We start from the raw sequence: 19431 nt of genomic DNA, 5'->3' as shown, positions 1-19431 counted from the left end.
TAGCATCAACAACACATGAGACTTGGAAAAAATACTATAAAAACAATTGCCCTTTGGGCTATACCTACACTGTCGACAGGAATAGGATTAAGTTCCTGTAAAGACTTTCTCAAAGAAGAAATGGTCTCTACGATCACCCAAGACTATTTTGAATCTGAAAAAGGACTTGACGAACTGGTCGTTGCAAATTACAACATCTTACGTTTTAAATATGGGTTTATGGAAGGCCCCTTTCTTTTTGAAACAGGCAACGATATCGTTGAACCACTTGATAATGCCTGGGCTACCTTCAGCCCCGCAGTGTGGTCGCCATCAGGAGCAGCAGGCGAATATGCCAATAATCTGATCGGCTATTATCAAACCCAATTATTGGGGGCCTATCCCCTTATAAATGACTGCAACAAAGCCATCGAAATCATTACCGAAAGAGCACCAGGGAAGTATGCAAGTGACGCGGCATATGCCAGTCAAAAGCTTTCCGAACTCTATTTTCTTCGGGCTTATGCCTATTACTTGCTTGTTACCCAATTGGGTGATGTTCCTTTTCCGCTGAAAAGCAACAACAGTCTTCCGGCCAATTTTTATTTACCTAAAACAAATTCGGCGACCATTTATGCCAAATTAATTTCAGACCTGCGATTTGCCGAACAGCATTTACCTACTGCCGGACAGACACAGCGCGGTCGTATTACCCGCAATGCTGCCCTGCATTTCCTGGCTAAACTTTACCTGCAGCGCCATCAGGCTGCAGCCTTTAAATCCTACCGGAATGCAGACGGCACTGTAGACCCCACAAGTCCCAATGCCTACCAGGGGCTATTATATAAAGGGGAAGGAATAGCGGATTTGGATTCCACCATTTATTATTCCTCTCAGGTCATAAATTCCGGAATCAGTCTTGCCTCAAATTATTGGGACCTTTTCGCCATTGAGAAAGGAAATTGGACGAACGAAACAAATCCAGAGATCATCCTACAGGCCTCCTATGGTAATAATTTGGACAATGGTCGTTACGGCATGCGCACCAATGCAGCCTTTACCGCCGATTATCGCAATGCGGCCTGGAATATCCCAAGCTGGACCTGGTCTTATGGATTGCTAAAAGGTCAGGGATTTTTACCCTCAGACTGGGGTTATGATGTATTTACGGATAAAATAAATGATTCTCGTTTTGAAAAATCATTCCAGCTCGAATATCAGAGTGCTTCTTTCGATAATGCGTCCCAATCGGACGGCCCCGGTCTTGCCTATACCGACGCGAAGAATGCTTCTCTGGCCTGGCAAGCTAATGAAGCCGATTTCTTTAATGTCAATATCAAGCCCAGCTATACACGTCCTTCCTGGAATGGACGGAAAGCGCAGGCCGGACAGCGGAAAATTGGAACAGCCGATCTGGGACTTGTTTTCCTTGAAAACAGTAAAGAAACGGCCATTGATATCAATGAGGCCCTTGCACAACCCTATGTACTCTATCCGCGATGGATCAAGGACAATGGAAAATATTATTACCGAAAGACAGGTGCAGACAGGTACAGCGGTAACGCTGGGCTCCTATTGAACCGTAAGGTCCGTCCATCTTCACGTAAATTTATCGATCCGAATCGTAGTACGGTAGACAACCATTTTGGTACGCGTGATGTCGCAATTTTTCGACTCGCCGAAACTTTTCTTATCCGTGCAGAAGCGTATGGCCGAAAAGGAGACTATGCCAATGCCATTGCCGATATCAATAAATTACGAAACCGAGCCGCTTACAAAGCCGGAGAAAACCGAGCCGAGGTATTGGCCCGCTTATACCCTGGAGCCGAATCATTGAACGCAGAAGAACGCTCCTATCCTTACAGCTCCGCGACGGCAACTTTTGATAAAATCAGCGTCGACGCTTCCTATTGGGACGGAACCTCTACGAAATCCAAAGCCGAACAATACCCGTCTGAGGCAAATACCGAATTGAAACGTTTTGTCCATTTTATCTACAATGAATACTCGCGCGAGTTTAATACGGAGCAGATCTTATACGAAGGGATACACCATGCAGGTATACAGCTGGAGCGTATGCTGCAACATGCACAACTTGCCTCGAGCCGAAGTGCGGGCTGGCCCAAATCGGATAATCCATCGGGATTGAATGGTCAGGACGGAAATGGAAAGGGAACCTTTTCAGCAACCCATACATTCAAACCTTTTCCGCAATCGTATATCAGTATGTTAACCGATAAAGATGGTGTGCTCCTTGATGAAACAGCCCGCCGGGCCTATCAGAATCCGGGATATTAACCCTTTTAACATGAAATTGAACAGACGAAAATTTATAAAAAACACCAGCCTATTCGGTTTGGGCATCGGACCGCTCGCCAGTCTGAACTTGTATGGCGCTTCAAGCCGGACTACAGATCAAAATGGTGATGACCAATCAAAAACCGCTTTGGCCATTCCATTGAACTGGATCGACCGGCAACAGGGAGCACCCTTTTTAGGGACAACTTTCGGTGTCCCCTGGCCAAAAGGAAAGGTAAGGGAACAGCAGAAATTCGAGCTGCGTGATAATCACGGCCATACGGTCCCCATCCAAAGTTGGCCCTTGGCTTTCTGGCCGGATGGTTCCGTGAAATGGTCTGCATGCGCCGTTGCTAATCCATCGACACTGATCCAGGAAGAACTTTTTTTGACAACGAGTGAGCGCATACAGCCAGGGATCCAAGTGCAGGAGCGCGATGAGTCCATCACAGTCGATAATGGGCTTTTAAAAGTGAGCTTCGGAAAGCAAGGGACTAAGTTGCTACAGGAAATTCGACAAAATGGCCGGCTCGTTGCCAACGCTGTTATCTTGCAGATTTTGTTGCAGGATGCTCCTGACGCAGAACCTGGAGAAAATTTAAATAGGACAACATGGCAGTCCCATATCGAAAAAGCAGAGGTCGAAAACAGTGGCAGCCAGCGTGTCCTTGTCCGCGTTGAAGGAACACATCGGTATGGCGAGCTTAAAAAAATTCCGTTTATCGTCCGTTTTTATCTTTACGACAAGTCGCCCACAATAAAGGTAATTCACACCTTTTTATATGACGGCGATGAACAGCGCGATTTTATCAAGGGAATAGGTATGTCAGTTGTCATGCCATTGCTGGATACGCCCACCTACAATCGTTACATTCGTTTTGTCGGGGAAGACGGGAAAGTCTTCTCCGAGGCGGTAAAAGGACTTACGGGACTTCGCCGTGATCCTGGCAAGGAGGTACGTAAGCACCAGCTGGAAGGAAAGGAAGTCAAATGGGAGAACATTGCTGAAGCTGTAAAAAAAGGACTACCCTATATTCCCGAATTTGGCGATTATACCTTGCTGCAGGCCCATCCCTCTGCCAGTAGTATCGAAAAACGGACCAAGCCCGGGCGTGCTTGGATTCATAGCCATGATGGCGGCCGTACTAAGGGAACCGTATACTTAGGGACACCTTTCGCTGGAGTCGCTTTGGGTATCCGTAATTTCTGGCAGAGTTATCCGGGCCAACTTGATATCCGTGGTGCCGCATCCGATGAAGCTACATTGACAGCCTGGTTATGGGCCCCGAAAGCCGAGGCAATGGACCTACGATTCTACCACGATGGCATGGGCCAGGACAGCTATGAAAAACAATGGGAAGGCCTGGAAATAACCTACGAAGACTACGAAGCAGGATACGGTAGTCCAATCGGTGTAGCACGGACTTCTGAATTATATTTGTCAATCTTTGACCAGAGCCCTTCGCCTGAAAAATTAGGGCAACTGGCACAGGCTTATCAGCACCCCCCACTCCTATCAGCCAGCCCATCGTATCTCTTCGAGCAGAACGTATTCGGTGGCAACTGGGGGCTTCCAGACCGAAGTTCGCCTTTGAAAGCGGCGCTGGAAGATAAATTGGATGCACTCGTTACTTTCTATCAGGGCGAGGTTGATCGTCGAGGTTGGTACGGATTCTGGAACTACGGAGATGTCATGCATAGTTATGATGCGGATCGACATGTGTGGAAGTACGATGTGGGGGGTTTTGCCTGGGATAACTCCGAACTTGGCACCGATCTTTGGCTCTGGTATTATTACCTACGTTCGGGCAATAGGGATTGTTTTCGCTTTGCCGAAGCCATGTGCAGACACACGGGAGAAGTAGATGTGCATCATCTTGGGCGGTTTGCCCCTTTAGGAAGCCGCCACAATGTGATGCATTGGGGCTGTAGTGCCAAGCAGCTCCGTATCAGTACGGCGCTCAACAGAAGATTTTATTACTACCTCACAGCAGATGAACGTACCGGTGACCTATTGCGTGAGCAGGTGGAAGCTGCTTATAGGCTTCAAGATATCGTCGCTCTCCGTAAACGAGTGGATGAACCTGTTGTCACACAAAAAGGCAAAGCTTTGGTAGGCTTTGGTACCGATTGGGGAGCGATTGAGGCAGCGTGGTTTACCGAATGGGAACGGACCCTCGATCCCAAGTTATTGGTCCGTCTCAAAGCCAGCATGCAAAGCATCACCGACCAACCGCAGGGATTTTTCACAGGTTTGAGCTTGCTGGATATTGCTTCCGGAAAATTTGACCGCCAAAAAGATAAAACTGTGCGGGTATCACATCTGAATGCTGTGTTTGGACTTGTTGAAATCTGTCAGGAAATACTGCTTGTAATTCCCGACAAAAGATTTGAAACAGCCTGGCTGCAATACTGTCGCTTATACAACGCATCCGATGAGGAGCGGCTACATGCACTGGGTACCAGAGAAGGCAAATTTAACCTACGGAGCAGCCATGCCAGGCTCACGGCTTATGCCGCCTTCAAATTGAGTGATCATTTGCTGGCAGAACGGACATGGCAGGAACTTCTTGGAACCAAGACCGGATCCTTCGTACAGACCACCACTATACCACTGGTAAGGCTAGCGAACAATCAGCAGGAATGGAAAAATATATCAACAAACGAAGCGGCCCAATGGAGCTTAAGTACGGTTCAGTGCCTACATTACGTAGGTAAGTTTCTAAAATAATACGTTATGCCCAATTTTTTTAAAAGGTGCTATTTAACATTATCTTGGCTGCTGTCGATTCATTTTATTAGTCCAGCACAAGAAAATTCAACATGGAACGTGCCATTAAACGAAATAAACCGATGGATCATCGAGCTGGAGTACCCCGAAAAGTCGACTATTGAAGCGACCAGCGAAGGACTAGTCATTGACTCCTATGGCGGAGCCACATTATGGCTGGACAGCTTATTAACTGGAGACTATGTTATCCAATACGAGCGGGAAATAAGTCTTGACAAAGGGGAGAACAAACGGCTCTCTGATCTGAACCAGTTCTGGCTCGCGCAGGAGCCACACAACGAAATAAAACTAAAACCCAGAGATGGTCGTTTAGACAGCTATAATGACCTTATACTTTTCTATGTGGGTATTGGGGGCAACAACAACAGTACAACCCGGTTTCGCCGCTACGACGGATCTGGCGAAAGGATACTTTTGGCCGAGAAAAATGAAAAACCTTTTTTGCTGGAGGCAGGCCGCTCCGACACAATCTGTACTTTCGTACGTGCATCAAAGAGACAAACAGAAGTCTGGATGAACGGCAAGCCTTTATTTGTTGAAGAAGGAATCCAAAATACCAAAGGCTATTTTGGGCTGCGGCTTACCGCAAGCCGGCAAGTGATCAAATGGATGACCATTTCCAAACTACCGCAAAACCAATAGCTGAATAACAAGACCCTGATAACAAAAAATAAATCAACATGAAACTATATCTTAACCTTACACTATGCTTCCTGCAACTTGCTCTATGTCTACAGGGGCAAGCACAACACCAGAAAGCTGTAGATTCAGTTCCTAAAAAATACAATGTATTGTTTCTGATTGCGGACGACCTGCGAACAGATATGGGCATCTATGGCCATTCTTTGGCACATACCCCCCACCTAGATCAGCTCGCGGCAAAGGGCGTATGGTTCGAACGTGCCTATTGTCAATATCCACTATGCAACCCCTCCAGGTCATCGTTGTTAACAGGGAAACGCCCTACCACAAGTGGTCTTTATGGAAATAGAGAATGGTTTAATGCATCTTTTCCGGATTGGATCAGCCTACCAAAATATTTTAAGCAAAACGGCTACACGACTATTCGGAGTGGCAAGGTCTTTCATGGCGGAATAGATGACACCGAGGCCTGGGATATTGGCGGGGAAAACCGTCAATACGGTACGGTGATCAATGCTTCGGCTCCGTCTGCGGTGGACTCACAATCGTATTGGCAAGCCTACAGCAATTCAGCTCCCCGTATAGCACCCTATGCAGCGACAGCATCATCAGATAAATGGGCAGCCCTCACAGGCGAAGATGCCAGGCAAATAGGCGACACGAAAGTGGCGGACAGAGCCATTGAATATTTGGAAGACCTCAAACATGCCAAAGAACCCTTCTTTTTGGCCTGCGGTTTTTCAAAACCGCATACACCCTTTGTAGCTCCCAAGGAGTTCTTTGATCTATACGATTTGGACAGTATTGCGCTCCCTCCTGATTTTTCATCGATGCCCGGCATACCGGTGGGATTTCCGGCTGGATCCATCCGCCGGAGAAATGCCGATTTCTTCGTCAACCGCACAGCGTCGACACAGGAAGCCAAGGAATATATCAGGGCCTATCTTGCCTGCATAAGTTACATGGACTGGAATGTGGGCCGGGTGCTAAAGAAACTGGAAGAATCAGGATTAAAAGAAAACACCATTGTGGTCTTTTGGAGCGATCATGGCTATCAACTTGGCGAAAAAGGGAAATGGTCTAAAGCCGGTTCATTGTGGGAACAGGGTACCCGAGTGCCCTTTATTATTTACGATCCACGGGCACAAGGTAACGGGCAGTCCTCCCCTCGTGTGGTAGAGCTGCTGGACATTTACCCAACTTTAGTCGACTTATGTGGACTACCCAGCTATAAGAACTTAGAAGGAAAAAGTTTAAAGCCATTGCTTTATGAACCCGATAAAAGCTGGGAAAGACCTGCTTATACCGTTTGGAACGAAAATGGAAAAGGTGTTACGGGGATCACCGTTCGAACTGAACAATGGCGATATGCGGAATTTTTCGGACATGGCGCCGGAAAAACGCTGACAGATATGGTTCGCGATCCCCATCAGTTGATTAATCTCGCGAACGATCAGCAGTATGCAGACATTGTTGATTATTTTCACCAGCTGGTTACACAACAGGTTGAGGGCAAGGTTGAGCTCCCTCCTGCTGCAAAATAACGTCTCTTCTAATTGATCACAAAGGGTGCTCATGAATGAGTACCCTTTGTGATTAAATTCAGTTTGTTTAAGAAACAGCTCCCCACCGAAGTTTTCGCCAAAAATTGAGAAAACCATCACAGGTCGTATACTCCAAATCAAAACAACAAGGTATCTCTTCCCAACCGCTCCAATAGGAAACTACCGGCCAATCCATTGGAAAGCTCCACCAAGATTCTTTTTTTATTGAACTTTTTGATTTGAGTATTGTTCAATTTGAAAGGAAATGGTTCAATTCTTAAACAAGAACGTATGAAAGCACAAATCGGACTCGTTATCACGGCAGTTGCCGGAGCAGCACTGCTCATTTACAGACACTGGAAACAGCGTTCTGTACAAGAATCAACAGAACAAACAGATCGCAAAGAGACGGGCAATCTAACGAACCCACCTTCTTGGTACCGCCCGCTTAACATGCCCGAAATCGACAGCATGGATATTGTATCGTTGCAATATGCCCCCGTCAGGGTATCGCCCGACAGAAATAATGCGGCGCAAGGGATCAACAAACACATTTCGTATTACCATAAAGGCAATAGACATCAATAAGGCAGTGATACGGAAATATTTGCAGTATAAGCGATTTCTACAGCTGAAAAAGTGCCCAAGGTCAGTATACAGCGCTGAACCGCAACAATAAATGCCCGCAGTTCCGCGTTCCAATTACATCGGTTCAGTCAGATCAAAAATAGGTGTCCTGATATCATTTGCACTGATTATATTTTCTTATATTTTCAGCAGGGATTTATACGGGTTTTGAATTTAGACATGCCAAAATCCGCGTCAATTTCAAAATTATCGACTAAATTGGGACACCTTAATTAATATGGGAGTTTAAAATATATGAAAAAAAATGCTTCCGGCATCAACAATTCAACGCAACGTACTGAAAACAAGAACAATGATTTAGATCTTTATCTAAAAGCATTGAATTCTGCCTATTCGGGTATTATAATTACAGACAATCTGCAGTATGATAATCCCATCATTTATTGCAATAAAGCTTTCGAAACCATCAGTGGTTATGCGCATGACGAAATTATTGGCCACAACTGCCGATTTTTACAGGCTCAGGACCGTTCGCAAGCCGAACGTAATATGATCAAAGAATCTATTGAGCGCGGTGAAGAATGTAAGGTTGAAATTCGAAATTATCGTAAGGATGGAACCCTTTTTTGGAACGAACTTTTTATTTCACCAGTGAAGAATGATGAAGGTCAGGTAACTCATTTCATTGGTGTTCAAAATGATATCAGTGATCGAAAAAAAGCAGAGCATGATCTTCGGGAAGAGAAGTCCCATGTGGAGCTCAAAATACAGCAAAGAACCAAAGAACTGCAAGATAAAGAAAGCTTTCTGTCCAGTATTATTGAAACAGTACGAGAAAGTCTCTTGGTACTCGATGCCAATTACATCGTCCTGAGCGCCAATAGGCATTTTTTAAACTCGTTTAAAGTCACCACAGAAGAAACGGTAGGAAATTTATTATTTGACCTCGGTAATCAGCAGTGGGATATTTCTTCGTTAAAAGAGATGCTCACTCAGATACTGCCCACCAATAACCCGGTTATCGATTATGAGGTAGATCATATCTTTCCTCATATTGGTCGAAAAGTCATGCTGCTAAATGCTTATCGTATTGAATTCGAGGGCCAGTACAAAGACCGGATCCTGATCGCCATCGAAGATATTACGGAAAAGAAGGAGCAGAATCGGCGTAAAGATGATTTCCTGTCCATCGCGAGCCACGAACTGAAGACTCCGCTTACAACAATCAAGGGTCTCTTCCAGATTTTACAGCGATTGAGTGCCGAAAACACCGATCCGAAATATGTCTCAACTTTAGATAAAATCACAGCTTATATCGATCGCTTGAACATGCTGATAGCAAAACTCTTAGATACGTCAAAAATTCAATCTGGCAATCTTGAACTGCACATGGAGCCTTTTGAGATCGATAAGACTATTCAGGATGCCGTTGAAAGCATGCGATTGGCGGCACCTGATTCTGACATCCACCTTACAGGAAATACAGGTAGTATCGTCGAGGGCGACGAGCTCCAGATTATCCAAGTGCTGAACAATCTGCTCTCCAATGCTATAAAATATTCACCCGAGTCGAAAAAAGTTGAAGTTAGTATCCACAAGGTCGCCAACTTTATTAAAATCTCCGTACGTGATTATGGCATGGGCATAAGCTATCAGGATAGACTAAAAATTTTCGAGCGTTTTTTTCGCGTCAGTCATATACAGAAAAAGTTTCCCGGTTTAGGTATTGGGCTCTATGTTTCGCATGAGATTATCTTACACCACAAAGGAACACTGTGGGTCGAAAGCGAGCCAGGAGAAGGGTCCACATTTAATTTCACATTACCCATTGTAATCAACAAATAAAAAATATGCAGCCTAAAAAGATAATGATCTGTGATGACGATCGAGGAATACTCGAGATGCTGGAGCTATTTTTAGAACTAGAAGGATATCATGTCATCTGCGAAATAAATAGCACGCACCTGACAAAGCAATTAATTTCGCATAAGCCGGACCTCTTGCTGCTAGACCTCTGGATGCCAATAATTTCTGGTGACCAGCTGATTAAAATTATCCGCAGTACACCCGAAATTAAAGAAACTCCTATCATTGTGCTATCAGCGAGCGTCGATGGACCTGAAATAGCAGGGAACTTAGGAGCAAATGGTTTTATCGCCAAACCCTTTGATTTAACCGATATCACCGATAAAATTAATAGCATACTGAAAAACTAGTCCCCAAGTACACGCTGACTAGGCACATATAAAAGCACTTTTTAAAAAAAGTGCTTTTATGCAGCTGATGTGATCATCTCAGGACAATCGCTTACGCTTGGCCCAATTTATCCACGAGAAGTAATAGATCGTCCAGTTCAAATGGTTTGGCCAAAAAAGCGTCAGCTCCACACTCAGAAGCTATCTGCTTCCCACGGGAACTCGCAGACATCATGATCACCGGAATATTTTGATGTTTTTCCGAACTTCGGAGTTCACGAAGGATATCGTCTCCTGACAACCATGGCATTTCAATATCCAATAGTATAATATCAGGGTCAATTTCTTCGACAGATGCAATAAGTTCTCTGCTTTTTGAAACTAAATAAACTTCTCTAAATTCATTCTTTAAAGCCAGCTCCAAAACGTTAAGGATGATGGTTTCATCATCACAAACAACAATTTTCTTTTTCATTTTTTGATTGTTTAAAAACACCGCAATGATTGAAAAATATGGTCTTGTGGGGGGGATTTAAAATATAGACCTAAGCTGGGCAGATTGTTGGTTACCAAACCGTTTATATAATCTTTCTTTGAGATTTTACAAGATAGACAATTTATTGGATAAAAGTCTACGCTCCTTTGTTTAAGATACTAAATGCATACGATCTGCTTCAGGTATATCTTTGAAGACGACCGAAAATGTAGTACCGACGTCTAATTCGCTTTCCACGTGAATAGCTGCGTTGAGCTTATTCGCAATTTGTTTAACAATGGAAAGGCCCACCCCCGAACCTTCAAAACCTTCTGAGTTGGCCATTCGGGCAAAGATTTCAAAAATTTTGTCGCCCTCCTTCAAATCAATTCCGATTCCATTATCCTTGATATCATACCGAATCGTATTTCCCTGCCGCATGCTCTCAACGGATACTTGCGGGTTTTGCCTCTTACTGCTGTATTTTATGGCATTGCCAACAAGGTTCAGAAATAATTGATAGATCAATGTTCTCTCCCCCAATACAGGCAGTGTTTCACCCATTATAAATTCTAAATGCGGGACTTGGTATTGCTGTTTGCAATTTTCAACAATATTGACAATCTTGGACTGCGGATTAATTGGTTCGAACACAAAGTCTACATGATTTACCTTTGACATTTGGTAAACTCTATCCATCATATCCCGCATCAGCTGCGTCCCCTCCAAGATATTTTTCATTGACTTTGCAAGCAGTTCGTCAGAGATGTCTTTTTTATGGAGCAACATTTGCGCAGTGAGTTGTATCGTCGTCAGCGGATTTTTAAGATCATGGGTCAGCGTATAGCCAAAAGTATCAAGCGCATTATTAGAGCGCACCAGTTTCTTGTTCAATTCATCAATCTCTCCCCCACGTTGTGCTATCGCTTGTTGTATAATCTGTGTAATATTTTCGATAAAAGCGAGTTCTGAAAATTGCCATTTTTCGGCTTTTCCTTTTGTAATTTTTTTCCATGCCTCGAAAGAAGAACGTGGCGAAGGAAAGGTAATCTTTCTATCTTCGTCTACCTGCATCACTTTTTCCGGCTTCCCTGCCCAGGTCTCTTCTATCAGGCGTTCTTTCCTAAAAACATATAAGTACCAATTATTTGCGGGCAGAATACTGATGCGTAGTACACCGGGAAACATTTCAACATCTTCGGAAGGACCATCGCACTTAAATCTATCTGTCGCAAAAAACTCCGCAGTGGCTATTTTTTTATCAATTTCTCGGAGCATTTTTTTATCAGGCACCTCACCCACCACCATGATCGCGCTATCACGTTTAATGATTAGCCCCTGTCCATTCATTACCTCCATAATACGCAGGGCATACTTTTCCAACACGTCATACAAGTTGCGCTTGACCAACAAATCACTTTTTAGATCATGCTTCAGCTGCGATAGATTTTTCTGAACTTTCACCTGTTTCTTCTGAAAATCTGCTAGATAATTGTTTACAGCGTATTGTGTAAGAAAAGTACATAGATGGCGCTGTGAAAGATCTACATGCATTGGCTCCCGATTCTGACAGGCTACAAGCCCCCAAAGCTCATCGTCTACGATAATGCTAAAACTTGCACTCGCCTTTACGCCGGCATTTTTAAGGTATTGTAAATGCATGGGTGAAAGCGCCCGAAGGCTGCAGCGTGTAAGATCGAGATCATCGGCACTCCGCCCCATTAGCGGAATCGCTTCCTCATTGACATCCGCCGTATGGCGGGCATGAAAAATACGGTAAAGCTCGCGCGCCTGTGCCGGAATATCGAATTCCGGATAACGGTAATTCATCAAAGATTCCAGCTCAGCACTCTTGCTCTCTGCAATAACTTGTCCACTATTATCTTCCAAAAAGCGATACACCATCACCCGATCATAATGAATGATGTCCTTAATCAATTCAGTCAATGCCTGCCAGCAAGAGTTGCCGCCACTACGGTTGTCTAAATGCTTTGCATAATAATATAATTTGGTCGTTTTGATAGCGAGAGGATTGCAGGCCTCTATTTCAAGATAAATTTTGCCATCATACCTATAGAGACTTAAAAAATAATCGTTTTGAAGGATAGTCACACGATCGGCATACCTGGCAAACATGCTGTCGGAAACAGCCTGTTCAATGCTTTCTCCTCGAAGTTCAAATGAAGGAACTATCCGATGAAGAACATCATCTACAGTCATGCCCAGCATTGCGGAGTATTCTTCACCTGCAATAGCGGAACAGTTTTCGCTTACCCCGATACACTTATCGTCTTCAAAGATAAATAGATACCCAAAAGACTGTATATTTCCACACAGGTGAATTTTTTCCTCATGACAATTAATTTCCCGCATAAAGCTACTGATACATTAAATAAAAATATGGTAAAATCAACAGTCCTGTCCTCCATCAACGCTATCATATGGTTACTAATTTACTAAAATAATCTGACCTATCGAAACTTGCACCTTTCACTTTAAAACCTGAGTAAAAACGAACTGTATATCTACTACCTGGCCGGCTCACATTTAACGTATTCGTTAATATAATCGGTATTTCAATATTACCCAATTCCGTCACTTGCGTGCTGCCGGCCAATTTCCCGAAGCCGTTTCCTACAAAGACGGCAGCAGGTACTTTTTCCTGAAAAAAAAACAAAATAATCCCAGTATTAGTGCTCCAGTTCTTTCAGGTATTCGATCATGGCATCGAGGCTCTGCAGTAGCTTTTCACCTTCAAATCCCACCTTTCGAAAACGGATGTTCCCTTTTTTGTCCAGGATCAATGTTGTCGGAATGGATGTGATATCCAATTTACTACTGAGCTTTTTATCTTGGTTGTAATAAAATGGAAAGTCAAATTCAGGATTGGCCTTTGCCCATTTGTAGGCATCGTCCCAGCTGTTTCCACTGCCCGAATTGAGTATCACGAATTTCACCTGCGGATCATCCGCGTCCCGTTGTCTAAAAATTACCAGTTTTCGATGTGGGACTTAAAGCAAAAACACTTTAAGATTTTCTATATTTTCAATAACAAAGATGCTAAACTCGTCCTTATAAGAAAACATAATCTTGACTGACTTTGGTTATTATGTATCAGTGTTATTACTACAGTAATTTTTTTCCAATACAGTCATGATATCACTTTCCTTATAAATTATCTTGCCTCCCACTTGTATATACGGGAGGATTTTATCATCTCTATACTGCTGCAAAGTCCTTTTGCTGATGTGTAGCAGTTGGCATAAATCTTCACCCGACAGGTAAATCTCTCCATTCATTACAGGGCGATAGTTTTTCAGGATTTCTTCGATACGGTTTCTTAGCTTAGCTATCATTTCCTGATGGGCAATGATTTCTTCATTGTCATTCGTGAATAAATCCATTGTAGTTGGTATTTTTACGGCTGTCTGGCTTCGAGCAAAGCTTATACATCCGAGCGTTTATAATAGTTCTTACGATTCAGTTTGGAATAAGACAACAATCCTTTATCCTTATAGGTTTGTAAAGTCCGTTTGGTAATATTCATCATCAGGCAGACTTCCTGGTTATCAAGCCATTTCTCCTCTTTGAAAATAGGCGTGTATTTTCTCGTAGCTGTTTCGGTCATTTCCAAAAGTTTCCCTAGCTCATTTTTTATTCCGTCCAATGCAGATTTTTGTATTGCGATAACTTCCATAGCCTTCTCAAATTTTATGTAGAACTCGAATTTATAAAGGCTTATTATAGGTTTGAGAGATGTGGAATTGATTGGCTTTGAGAGGTAGTATTTGGCATTTTACATTTACCATAAACAAAAAATCGGATACCCTTTTTGGGCTATCCGATTTTTTACTTATATGTCATTAAAAAATTCTTAAATATTAAGCAATTAGGTAAACACCTAACTATTAAAATTTCCCGTTGTTGTTTTTCCAATCTTCTTTTGTGGTCAATTTTTCAATTACATCCCAATGCTCAGCAATCTTTCCGTTTTCAACTCTGAATAAATCATAGAAAGAATTGTGATCTTTTCCGAAATGTCCTTCGCTTACAACCAACACAAAATTTCCTTCCCCTAAGACTCTGTGGATTTTATCGTACTTCATAAAAATTCCTTGTTTGGCTAAGGCTTCAAGCGTTGCACCCAATCCTGAAAGTTGGTCTGGAATATTTGGATTATGCTGAATGTAGTTGTCTCCATCAAAATATCCTGCTAATTTCCCCATTTTGCCGTTTACTAAAATGTCATCAACAAAATTTCTTACCAATGTTTTATTGGCTTCGGTCTTGTCAAGGTCTTTAATTTCAGTTAAACCGTCAATCATTGTATGTCCGCTTGGATTTGGTTTTGCAGGTGTATCTTGCAAATTATCCCAATGTTCTACAATCTTTCCGTCTTCAAATCGAAAAATATCAAAACCAATTTTTGGTCCAAAGAAATTATAATCGGTATGAGTGAACACAAAATCGCCATCCTGAAAGGCTCTTACAGTATTTACTTTTGCTGAATTGGGTGGTAATGCCTGTAGCAAAGCTCCAAAACCTGCAAGCCCATCTGCAACTCCTAAATTGTGCTGAATGTATTTGTTGGGATTAATGTATCCAACTGGTTCAGAAGCTCCTGTTTCAATAGATTTTAAAAGGCTTACTACTTTTTGTTTGTTTTCCATTTTTTCTGATTTTTTAGATTTTGAAATCGACTTGTTTTGAGCAGTAGCAGTTGATAATCCAAGTCCTAAAATCATCGTTGCACCGATTAGTATTTTGTACATTTTGCTATGTGTTTAATTACAATACAAAGTTGCAACGAATGGTAAAAATGGAAAAGGTAGTAATGTGCCTTTAAATGATACTTTTACGCTACCGAGTTCTTTTCTCTAAATTCTATGGGTGTAATTGCCGAATGTTTTTTGAAGTACTTTATAAAGTTTGTAGGTTCTTCAAAGCCCAAAGAGTAGCAGATTTCTTTTACGCTTTCGTTGGTATGTGCCAAAATTCTTTTTGCTTCCAACATTACTCTGTCATTGATAATTTCTTTGGATGTTTTACCGAAAAGTTTTGAAGTCGCTTGGTTTAAGCGCTTTTCAGAAATGAACATTTCTTTTGCATAATAAGATACTTGCTTTTGAGTCTTGTAGTTTCTTTCGAGCAAATCTTTGAAAATCATCACATAATCCAGGTTAGCGTCTTTTTTTAGTTCAACAAAGTTTTGTTTACGCTTCTCTCTTTCTGAATGAAGTAAGAAGTTATGCAACAGATTTTTTAAGATGTCGGCTTGGGCATTGTCCTTTTCATTCTGCAATTCGTCCCTCATTTGTTGCAAAAGTTCAGAAAATAAATTGCTTTGTTTGTCTATCTGAATTTGTGAAACTGAAAACAAGTCATTGAATAAAATGTTATTTCTTAAAAACTTTGTGTCAGCTTCTGTTTTGCAGAAAAAGCTGTCGGTAAAGAGTATAGCTTTCCCTTGAAAATTTGTTTTATTGTCAAAACGTTGCACCGTGTCTTTATTCAAAAATAATAAACTATTAGGTTTTATTCTTATAGGATTGAAATCCACCAAATGTGTCGGATGGCTTTTTTGAAACCAAATGATATGATAAAAACCTGTTCGATGTATGGTAGTTAAAGTGTCTTTAAACTCATTGTACAATTCTACTAAATCCACAATTTCAAATTCTTGCGGAAGTCCTGTTTTAAAGTCATAATTTTTTATATCAGGTATCATTATTCTTATCTCACATTTATTATGTAAAAGTATAAAAAACCAGCCGTTAGGCAGTTTTTTTTTAACTTCAATCACTACTATCAAAATGAATTGTGTATTTCCGTATTTGAGGATACTATTTCTTTTTTCTCACGTGAGTAAACCCACAGCGATAACAGCCCGAAAATAATCAGGACGTAAGCTATCCATTTGCCGATCCTTTCAACCAATTTAATGAAAACTGACCTTTCATAAGATGAGAAACCCTCTGCTCCCATAGGTCCACGTCTGTAGAATTTTCTACGGTTAATCCAGTAACTAAGTCCCAAGCCTGCAACCAAAAATATGATACCTATAACCAATGATGCAACCATATCAAAACCACTTTAGTTGAACTCTTTAAATTTACTAAAAATAATTGTGCGATAGTTTACTAAAAACAAATCCTGCCTTGTATTGGCAGGATTTGTTTTTCTTTAATCACTACTATTAAACTGAAAACTCAAGTGTTTTTCGTTCCCGAAACTGTCCGAAATCCAAACATCAAAGGATTGTGATACGGCAGACGTTGAAGTGTAATACAACCTGAATTGCTCAGTTGGTAGTTGATACAGGTCATTGGGCTGATACGGTTGTTCACCGTAGTACTGCAATGTGCCTTGCCCATCATACTGGAAGTATCGCAGGAAATACTGCGTATTGCTAAAATTCCCTGTTCTTTGTATGGTTATACGTATTTCTACCGTTTGCCCGTTGGCAACATCTTTAGGGATTGGCATTACCTTAACTTCAAAAGGAAAATCGTTCTCTATTTCGAGCTCATCGTCTTTGCTACAAGACACCAAAGTTGCTGAAGCTATGAGGATTGCCAAGAGTATAAATATCGGCAGTAATCCTGTTCTGAATTTATTGAATATTGCTATCATTTTATTTACATTTTAAAAGTTAAACCTTAACCCCAAACCGGCAGACGGTCGGAACTGTTCCAGATCTGTACCCCAAAAGACTTTTGTACGTCCTTGCAGAACTAATACAAAACGGTCTGACAGATACGTTTCAAAAGTGAGGCGACCGCCTGCTCCATAGATAAAATTATCTTCGCTCAATATCTTCGCACCGTCGTACAGCATCGCTTCGCCCCGGTTGATGCTTTCGTAGCCTACCACACCCGTTACGGCGAAATTCAGCGCGATGTTCTTACGGGCATCACCTAACAGGAAGAAACTGTAACCGCCTTCGGCAGTATAAGTTTCCTGTGGTATTTGGATACCTTTGTAGTCGTGGTATTGATGCGTGTACTCCAATGCCCAAAGCTGGTAGTTACCGTTTTTGCCGTTCACGGTCATTGCTACATTGATGTAATAATCATTACCAATTTTGTCATCGGACAATATGCCCGTGCTTACTTCCAATCCTTTTTGCTTTGGCAGCATTCGTTGTGCCTGTGTAACCGTGATGGCCACAAAGAGTAGCATCACGGTATAGATATACTTTTTCATTCTTATTGCTTTAAAGTGTTATTAAAATTTCAGGTGCATATCGTTTATCAAACGAGCTTTGATTAAATCTGAATTTTCCACCTGCAATGTTTGATGCCTGCCACCGTTCTTCTCGAAAATCTCAATCAGCAGCACTTTGTCATCAGCAATGGTAAACTGATCTAACAGGAACACGTTTTGCTCACTTGATTTTCCAGCAATACCATCTAATGTCTTGTAAGTTCTCAAAGGAGTTAAAGAGCGTTCCTGCACTACCGTACGTTTAGCAACTTTTTTATCGACCACTTTGAAATTGACAAAATCAATCTGGAACGGTACATTGGTACGGTTTCTCAATTCTGTATGGAAATAGTATTTACCGTTATGGATGTATATGCCTTTGAGGATAAACTGGATGCCGAAGCTCTTAGCCCCGATATGTTTTACAATGCGTTTGTCTTTCTTGTAAATGGTTTCCAACAGCAAGCCTGCCAATGAGGGCGAATTGTTGCCCAATTCTTCAAAAAGCACATCGTTTCCGTTGGCTTTATCTACTGCTTTCTGCATTGTCAAAAGGTCATAGCTCAACGCTTCGGGATAGGAACTGTAATACACATTGAAGCTGTAAAAGCGACCATCATTGGTAATAACCGAAAAATTGGTTTCTGCTTCAAAATCCTTCACGGATGCTTTTACACGTAAAACATTCTCCGCATCTTCCGCTTTTCCTGCTATCAGGTATTCGCTTCCCAAATCCACATAACGGATAGCCGTCGGGAAAATCAGGTGCGAAGTTTTCTCGTATGTTACTTCCATTTTGTAAGGCTCTATCTTGCCTAACGCAAGCGGAGTTCTCGCACTTCCCTGTGCATAAGATTGTACGGCAAAGCCGAGTATCAGGGCAAATGCCCAAAAGGTTTTTAAATGATTTTTCATTGTTTTATTTAAACAGGTCTAACTGACAGGTTTTCATTAATCGTTCATCGGGAGGTAAAAGCGTAGAACGAAAAATAACTTTGCTATTCACTTCGCTTTCTTTACGGAAGCGGGTACTGCTCTTGATTTGGCTATTCATCAGGCTAAATCCTAATTGGTGGATAAGCGTGTTATAAACCTCATACAATGGTGTACTTTCCCTGCCATCTACCTGGTTCCAGAACAGGTTAATGGTTTTAATGGAAGTTTCTCCTTGTTTCATAATCACGTCATTTAAAAGTTGTGTGAAGACAAGTGTGCTTTCCATTACCACACGGTCTGCTGTGATGGGGGTAAAAATGTGGTGCATTCCTGCCAATGCTTTCAGAATGCCGGGTATGTTCACAGTTCCGGGCAGATCGAAAAATACCACATCAATCGGAACAGGAGAAGCGTTTACATATTCCTGAGCTTTTTCCAATACGCTATCAGCCCCGTGTTGTATAATCTCATACGCCTTTTTATTAATGGTCATAAATTGATTATAAGCCTGTTTTTTCAGGGCTTCGTTTTCCATTACCATTTTCAGGTCACGTTCTTTCATTTTCATCAGGCTGTGCTGGGGAAAATCCGTATCAAATACGGCTACATTATAACCTAAGCGATAATGCAGGATACTTGCAGCAAGTGTGGTGAACGTACTTTTGCCGACACCGCCTTTTTGAGAAGAAAAAGCGATGAATACTGGTTTGTGTTTTGTACTCATATTTCTATTTATTTAATTATTTATTTACTCAATTACCTATATGCGTAAGTGCT

General features: G+C 41.9%; 20 protein-coding genes. 7 read left to right on the top strand and 13 right to left on the bottom strand.

Features of this window, described 5'->3' with window-relative positions:
* Positions 1-15: 15 nt before the first annotated feature.
* From ACHWSC_RS24455 to ACHWSC_RS24425, 7 genes are all read left to right on the top strand, one after another.
* Positions 16-2277, top strand: coding sequence for a RagB/SusD family nutrient uptake outer membrane protein (locus ACHWSC_RS24455; protein WP_394678538.1), 2262 nt, complete (start codon positions 16-18; stop codon positions 2275-2277).
* 10 nt (positions 2278-2287) lie between these two features.
* Positions 2288-5008, top strand: coding sequence for a hypothetical protein (locus ACHWSC_RS24450; RefSeq protein ID WP_394678537.1), 2721 nt, complete (start codon positions 2288-2290; stop codon positions 5006-5008).
* Positions 5009-5014: 6 nt separating this feature from the next.
* Positions 5015-5710 (top strand): DUF6250 domain-containing protein, encoded by a 696-nt coding sequence (locus ACHWSC_RS24445; RefSeq protein ID WP_394678536.1) that lies wholly within the window; start codon positions 5015-5017, stop codon positions 5708-5710.
* A gap of 38 nt (positions 5711-5748) precedes the next feature.
* Positions 5749-7254 carry a sulfatase gene (locus tag ACHWSC_RS24440; protein WP_394678535.1) on the top strand — a complete coding sequence of 502 codons (1506 nt, stop codon included), beginning with the start codon at positions 5749-5751 and terminating at the stop codon, positions 7252-7254.
* A gap of 291 nt (positions 7255-7545) precedes the next feature.
* The gene (locus tag ACHWSC_RS24435; protein ID WP_313239838.1) at positions 7546-7842 is read left to right on the top strand and encodes a hypothetical protein; all 297 of its coding nucleotides are present in this window, start codon (positions 7546-7548) and stop codon (positions 7840-7842) included.
* A 294-nt stretch (positions 7843-8136) separates the two neighbouring features.
* Positions 8137-9687: a PAS domain S-box protein gene (locus tag ACHWSC_RS24430; RefSeq protein WP_394678534.1), complete on the top strand. Its 1551-nt coding sequence runs from the start codon at positions 8137-8139 to the stop codon at positions 9685-9687.
* A gap of 5 nt (positions 9688-9692) precedes the next feature.
* Positions 9693-10058: a response regulator gene (locus tag ACHWSC_RS24425; protein ID WP_333621470.1), complete on the top strand. Its 366-nt coding sequence runs from the start codon at positions 9693-9695 to the stop codon at positions 10056-10058.
* Positions 10059-10149: 91 nt separating this feature from the next.
* Here the strand turns inward: ACHWSC_RS24425 and ACHWSC_RS24420 are convergent, their stop codons facing one another.
* The 13 genes from ACHWSC_RS24420 to ACHWSC_RS24360 form a co-directional block, all read right to left on the bottom strand.
* Positions 10150-10512 carry a PleD family two-component system response regulator gene (locus tag ACHWSC_RS24420; protein WP_394678533.1) on the bottom strand — a complete coding sequence of 121 codons (363 nt, stop codon included), beginning with the start codon at positions 10510-10512 and terminating at the stop codon, positions 10150-10152.
* Positions 10513-10683: 171 nt separating this feature from the next.
* Positions 10684-12885 (bottom strand): ATP-binding protein, encoded by a 2202-nt coding sequence (locus tag ACHWSC_RS24415; protein WP_394678532.1) that lies wholly within the window; start codon positions 12883-12885, stop codon positions 10684-10686.
* Positions 12886-12949: 64 nt separating this feature from the next.
* Positions 12950-13189, bottom strand: a complete 240-nt coding sequence (locus ACHWSC_RS24410; protein ID WP_394678531.1) for a P1 family peptidase — start codon at positions 13187-13189, stop codon at positions 12950-12952.
* A gap of 13 nt (positions 13190-13202) precedes the next feature.
* Positions 13203-13502 carry a TlpA family protein disulfide reductase gene (locus ACHWSC_RS24405; protein ID WP_394678901.1) on the bottom strand — a complete coding sequence of 100 codons (300 nt, stop codon included), beginning with the start codon at positions 13500-13502 and terminating at the stop codon, positions 13203-13205.
* 117 nt (positions 13503-13619) lie between these two features.
* Positions 13620-13916 carry a helix-turn-helix domain-containing protein gene (locus ACHWSC_RS24400; protein WP_394678530.1) on the bottom strand — a complete coding sequence of 99 codons (297 nt, stop codon included), beginning with the start codon at positions 13914-13916 and terminating at the stop codon, positions 13620-13622.
* 41 nt (positions 13917-13957) lie between these two features.
* A complete protein-coding gene (locus ACHWSC_RS24395) occupies positions 13958-14209 on the bottom strand; it encodes a helix-turn-helix domain-containing protein (protein WP_394678529.1) in 252 nt (83 codons plus the stop codon).
* 211 nt (positions 14210-14420) lie between these two features.
* Positions 14421-15284: a nuclear transport factor 2 family protein gene (locus ACHWSC_RS24390; protein WP_394678528.1), complete on the bottom strand. Its 864-nt coding sequence runs from the start codon at positions 15282-15284 to the stop codon at positions 14421-14423.
* An 83-nt stretch (positions 15285-15367) separates the two neighbouring features.
* On the bottom strand, positions 15368-16315 hold the full coding sequence (locus ACHWSC_RS24385; RefSeq protein ID WP_394678900.1) for a helix-turn-helix domain-containing protein: 948 nt from the start codon (positions 16313-16315) through the stop codon (positions 15368-15370).
* A gap of 5 nt (positions 16316-16320) precedes the next feature.
* Positions 16321-16593, bottom strand: a complete 273-nt coding sequence (locus tag ACHWSC_RS24380) for a molybdenum ABC transporter permease (protein WP_394678527.1) — start codon at positions 16591-16593, stop codon at positions 16321-16323.
* A 102-nt stretch (positions 16594-16695) separates the two neighbouring features.
* Positions 16696-17145: a DUF3872 domain-containing protein gene (locus ACHWSC_RS24375; RefSeq protein WP_394678526.1), complete on the bottom strand. Its 450-nt coding sequence runs from the start codon at positions 17143-17145 to the stop codon at positions 16696-16698.
* Between the two features lie 12 nt (positions 17146-17157).
* Complete coding sequence (locus ACHWSC_RS24370; RefSeq protein ID WP_394678525.1) at positions 17158-17718, bottom strand: conjugal transfer protein TraO; 561 nt, start codon at positions 17716-17718, stop codon at positions 17158-17160.
* A gap of 21 nt (positions 17719-17739) precedes the next feature.
* Positions 17740-18633, bottom strand: coding sequence for a conjugative transposon protein TraN (gene traN, locus ACHWSC_RS24365; protein ID WP_394678524.1), 894 nt, complete (start codon positions 18631-18633; stop codon positions 17740-17742).
* Between the two features lie 4 nt (positions 18634-18637).
* Positions 18638-19378, bottom strand: coding sequence for a ParA family protein (locus tag ACHWSC_RS24360; RefSeq protein WP_394678523.1), 741 nt, complete (start codon positions 19376-19378; stop codon positions 18638-18640).
* Positions 19379-19431: the final 53 nt, after the last annotated feature.

This window comes from uncultured Sphingobacterium sp. (assembly GCF_964277905.1).
Taxonomy (GTDB): domain Bacteria; phylum Bacteroidota; class Bacteroidia; order Sphingobacteriales; family Sphingobacteriaceae; genus Sphingobacterium; species Sphingobacterium siyangense.
This window is presented reverse-complemented; position numbering and strand designations above follow the sequence as displayed.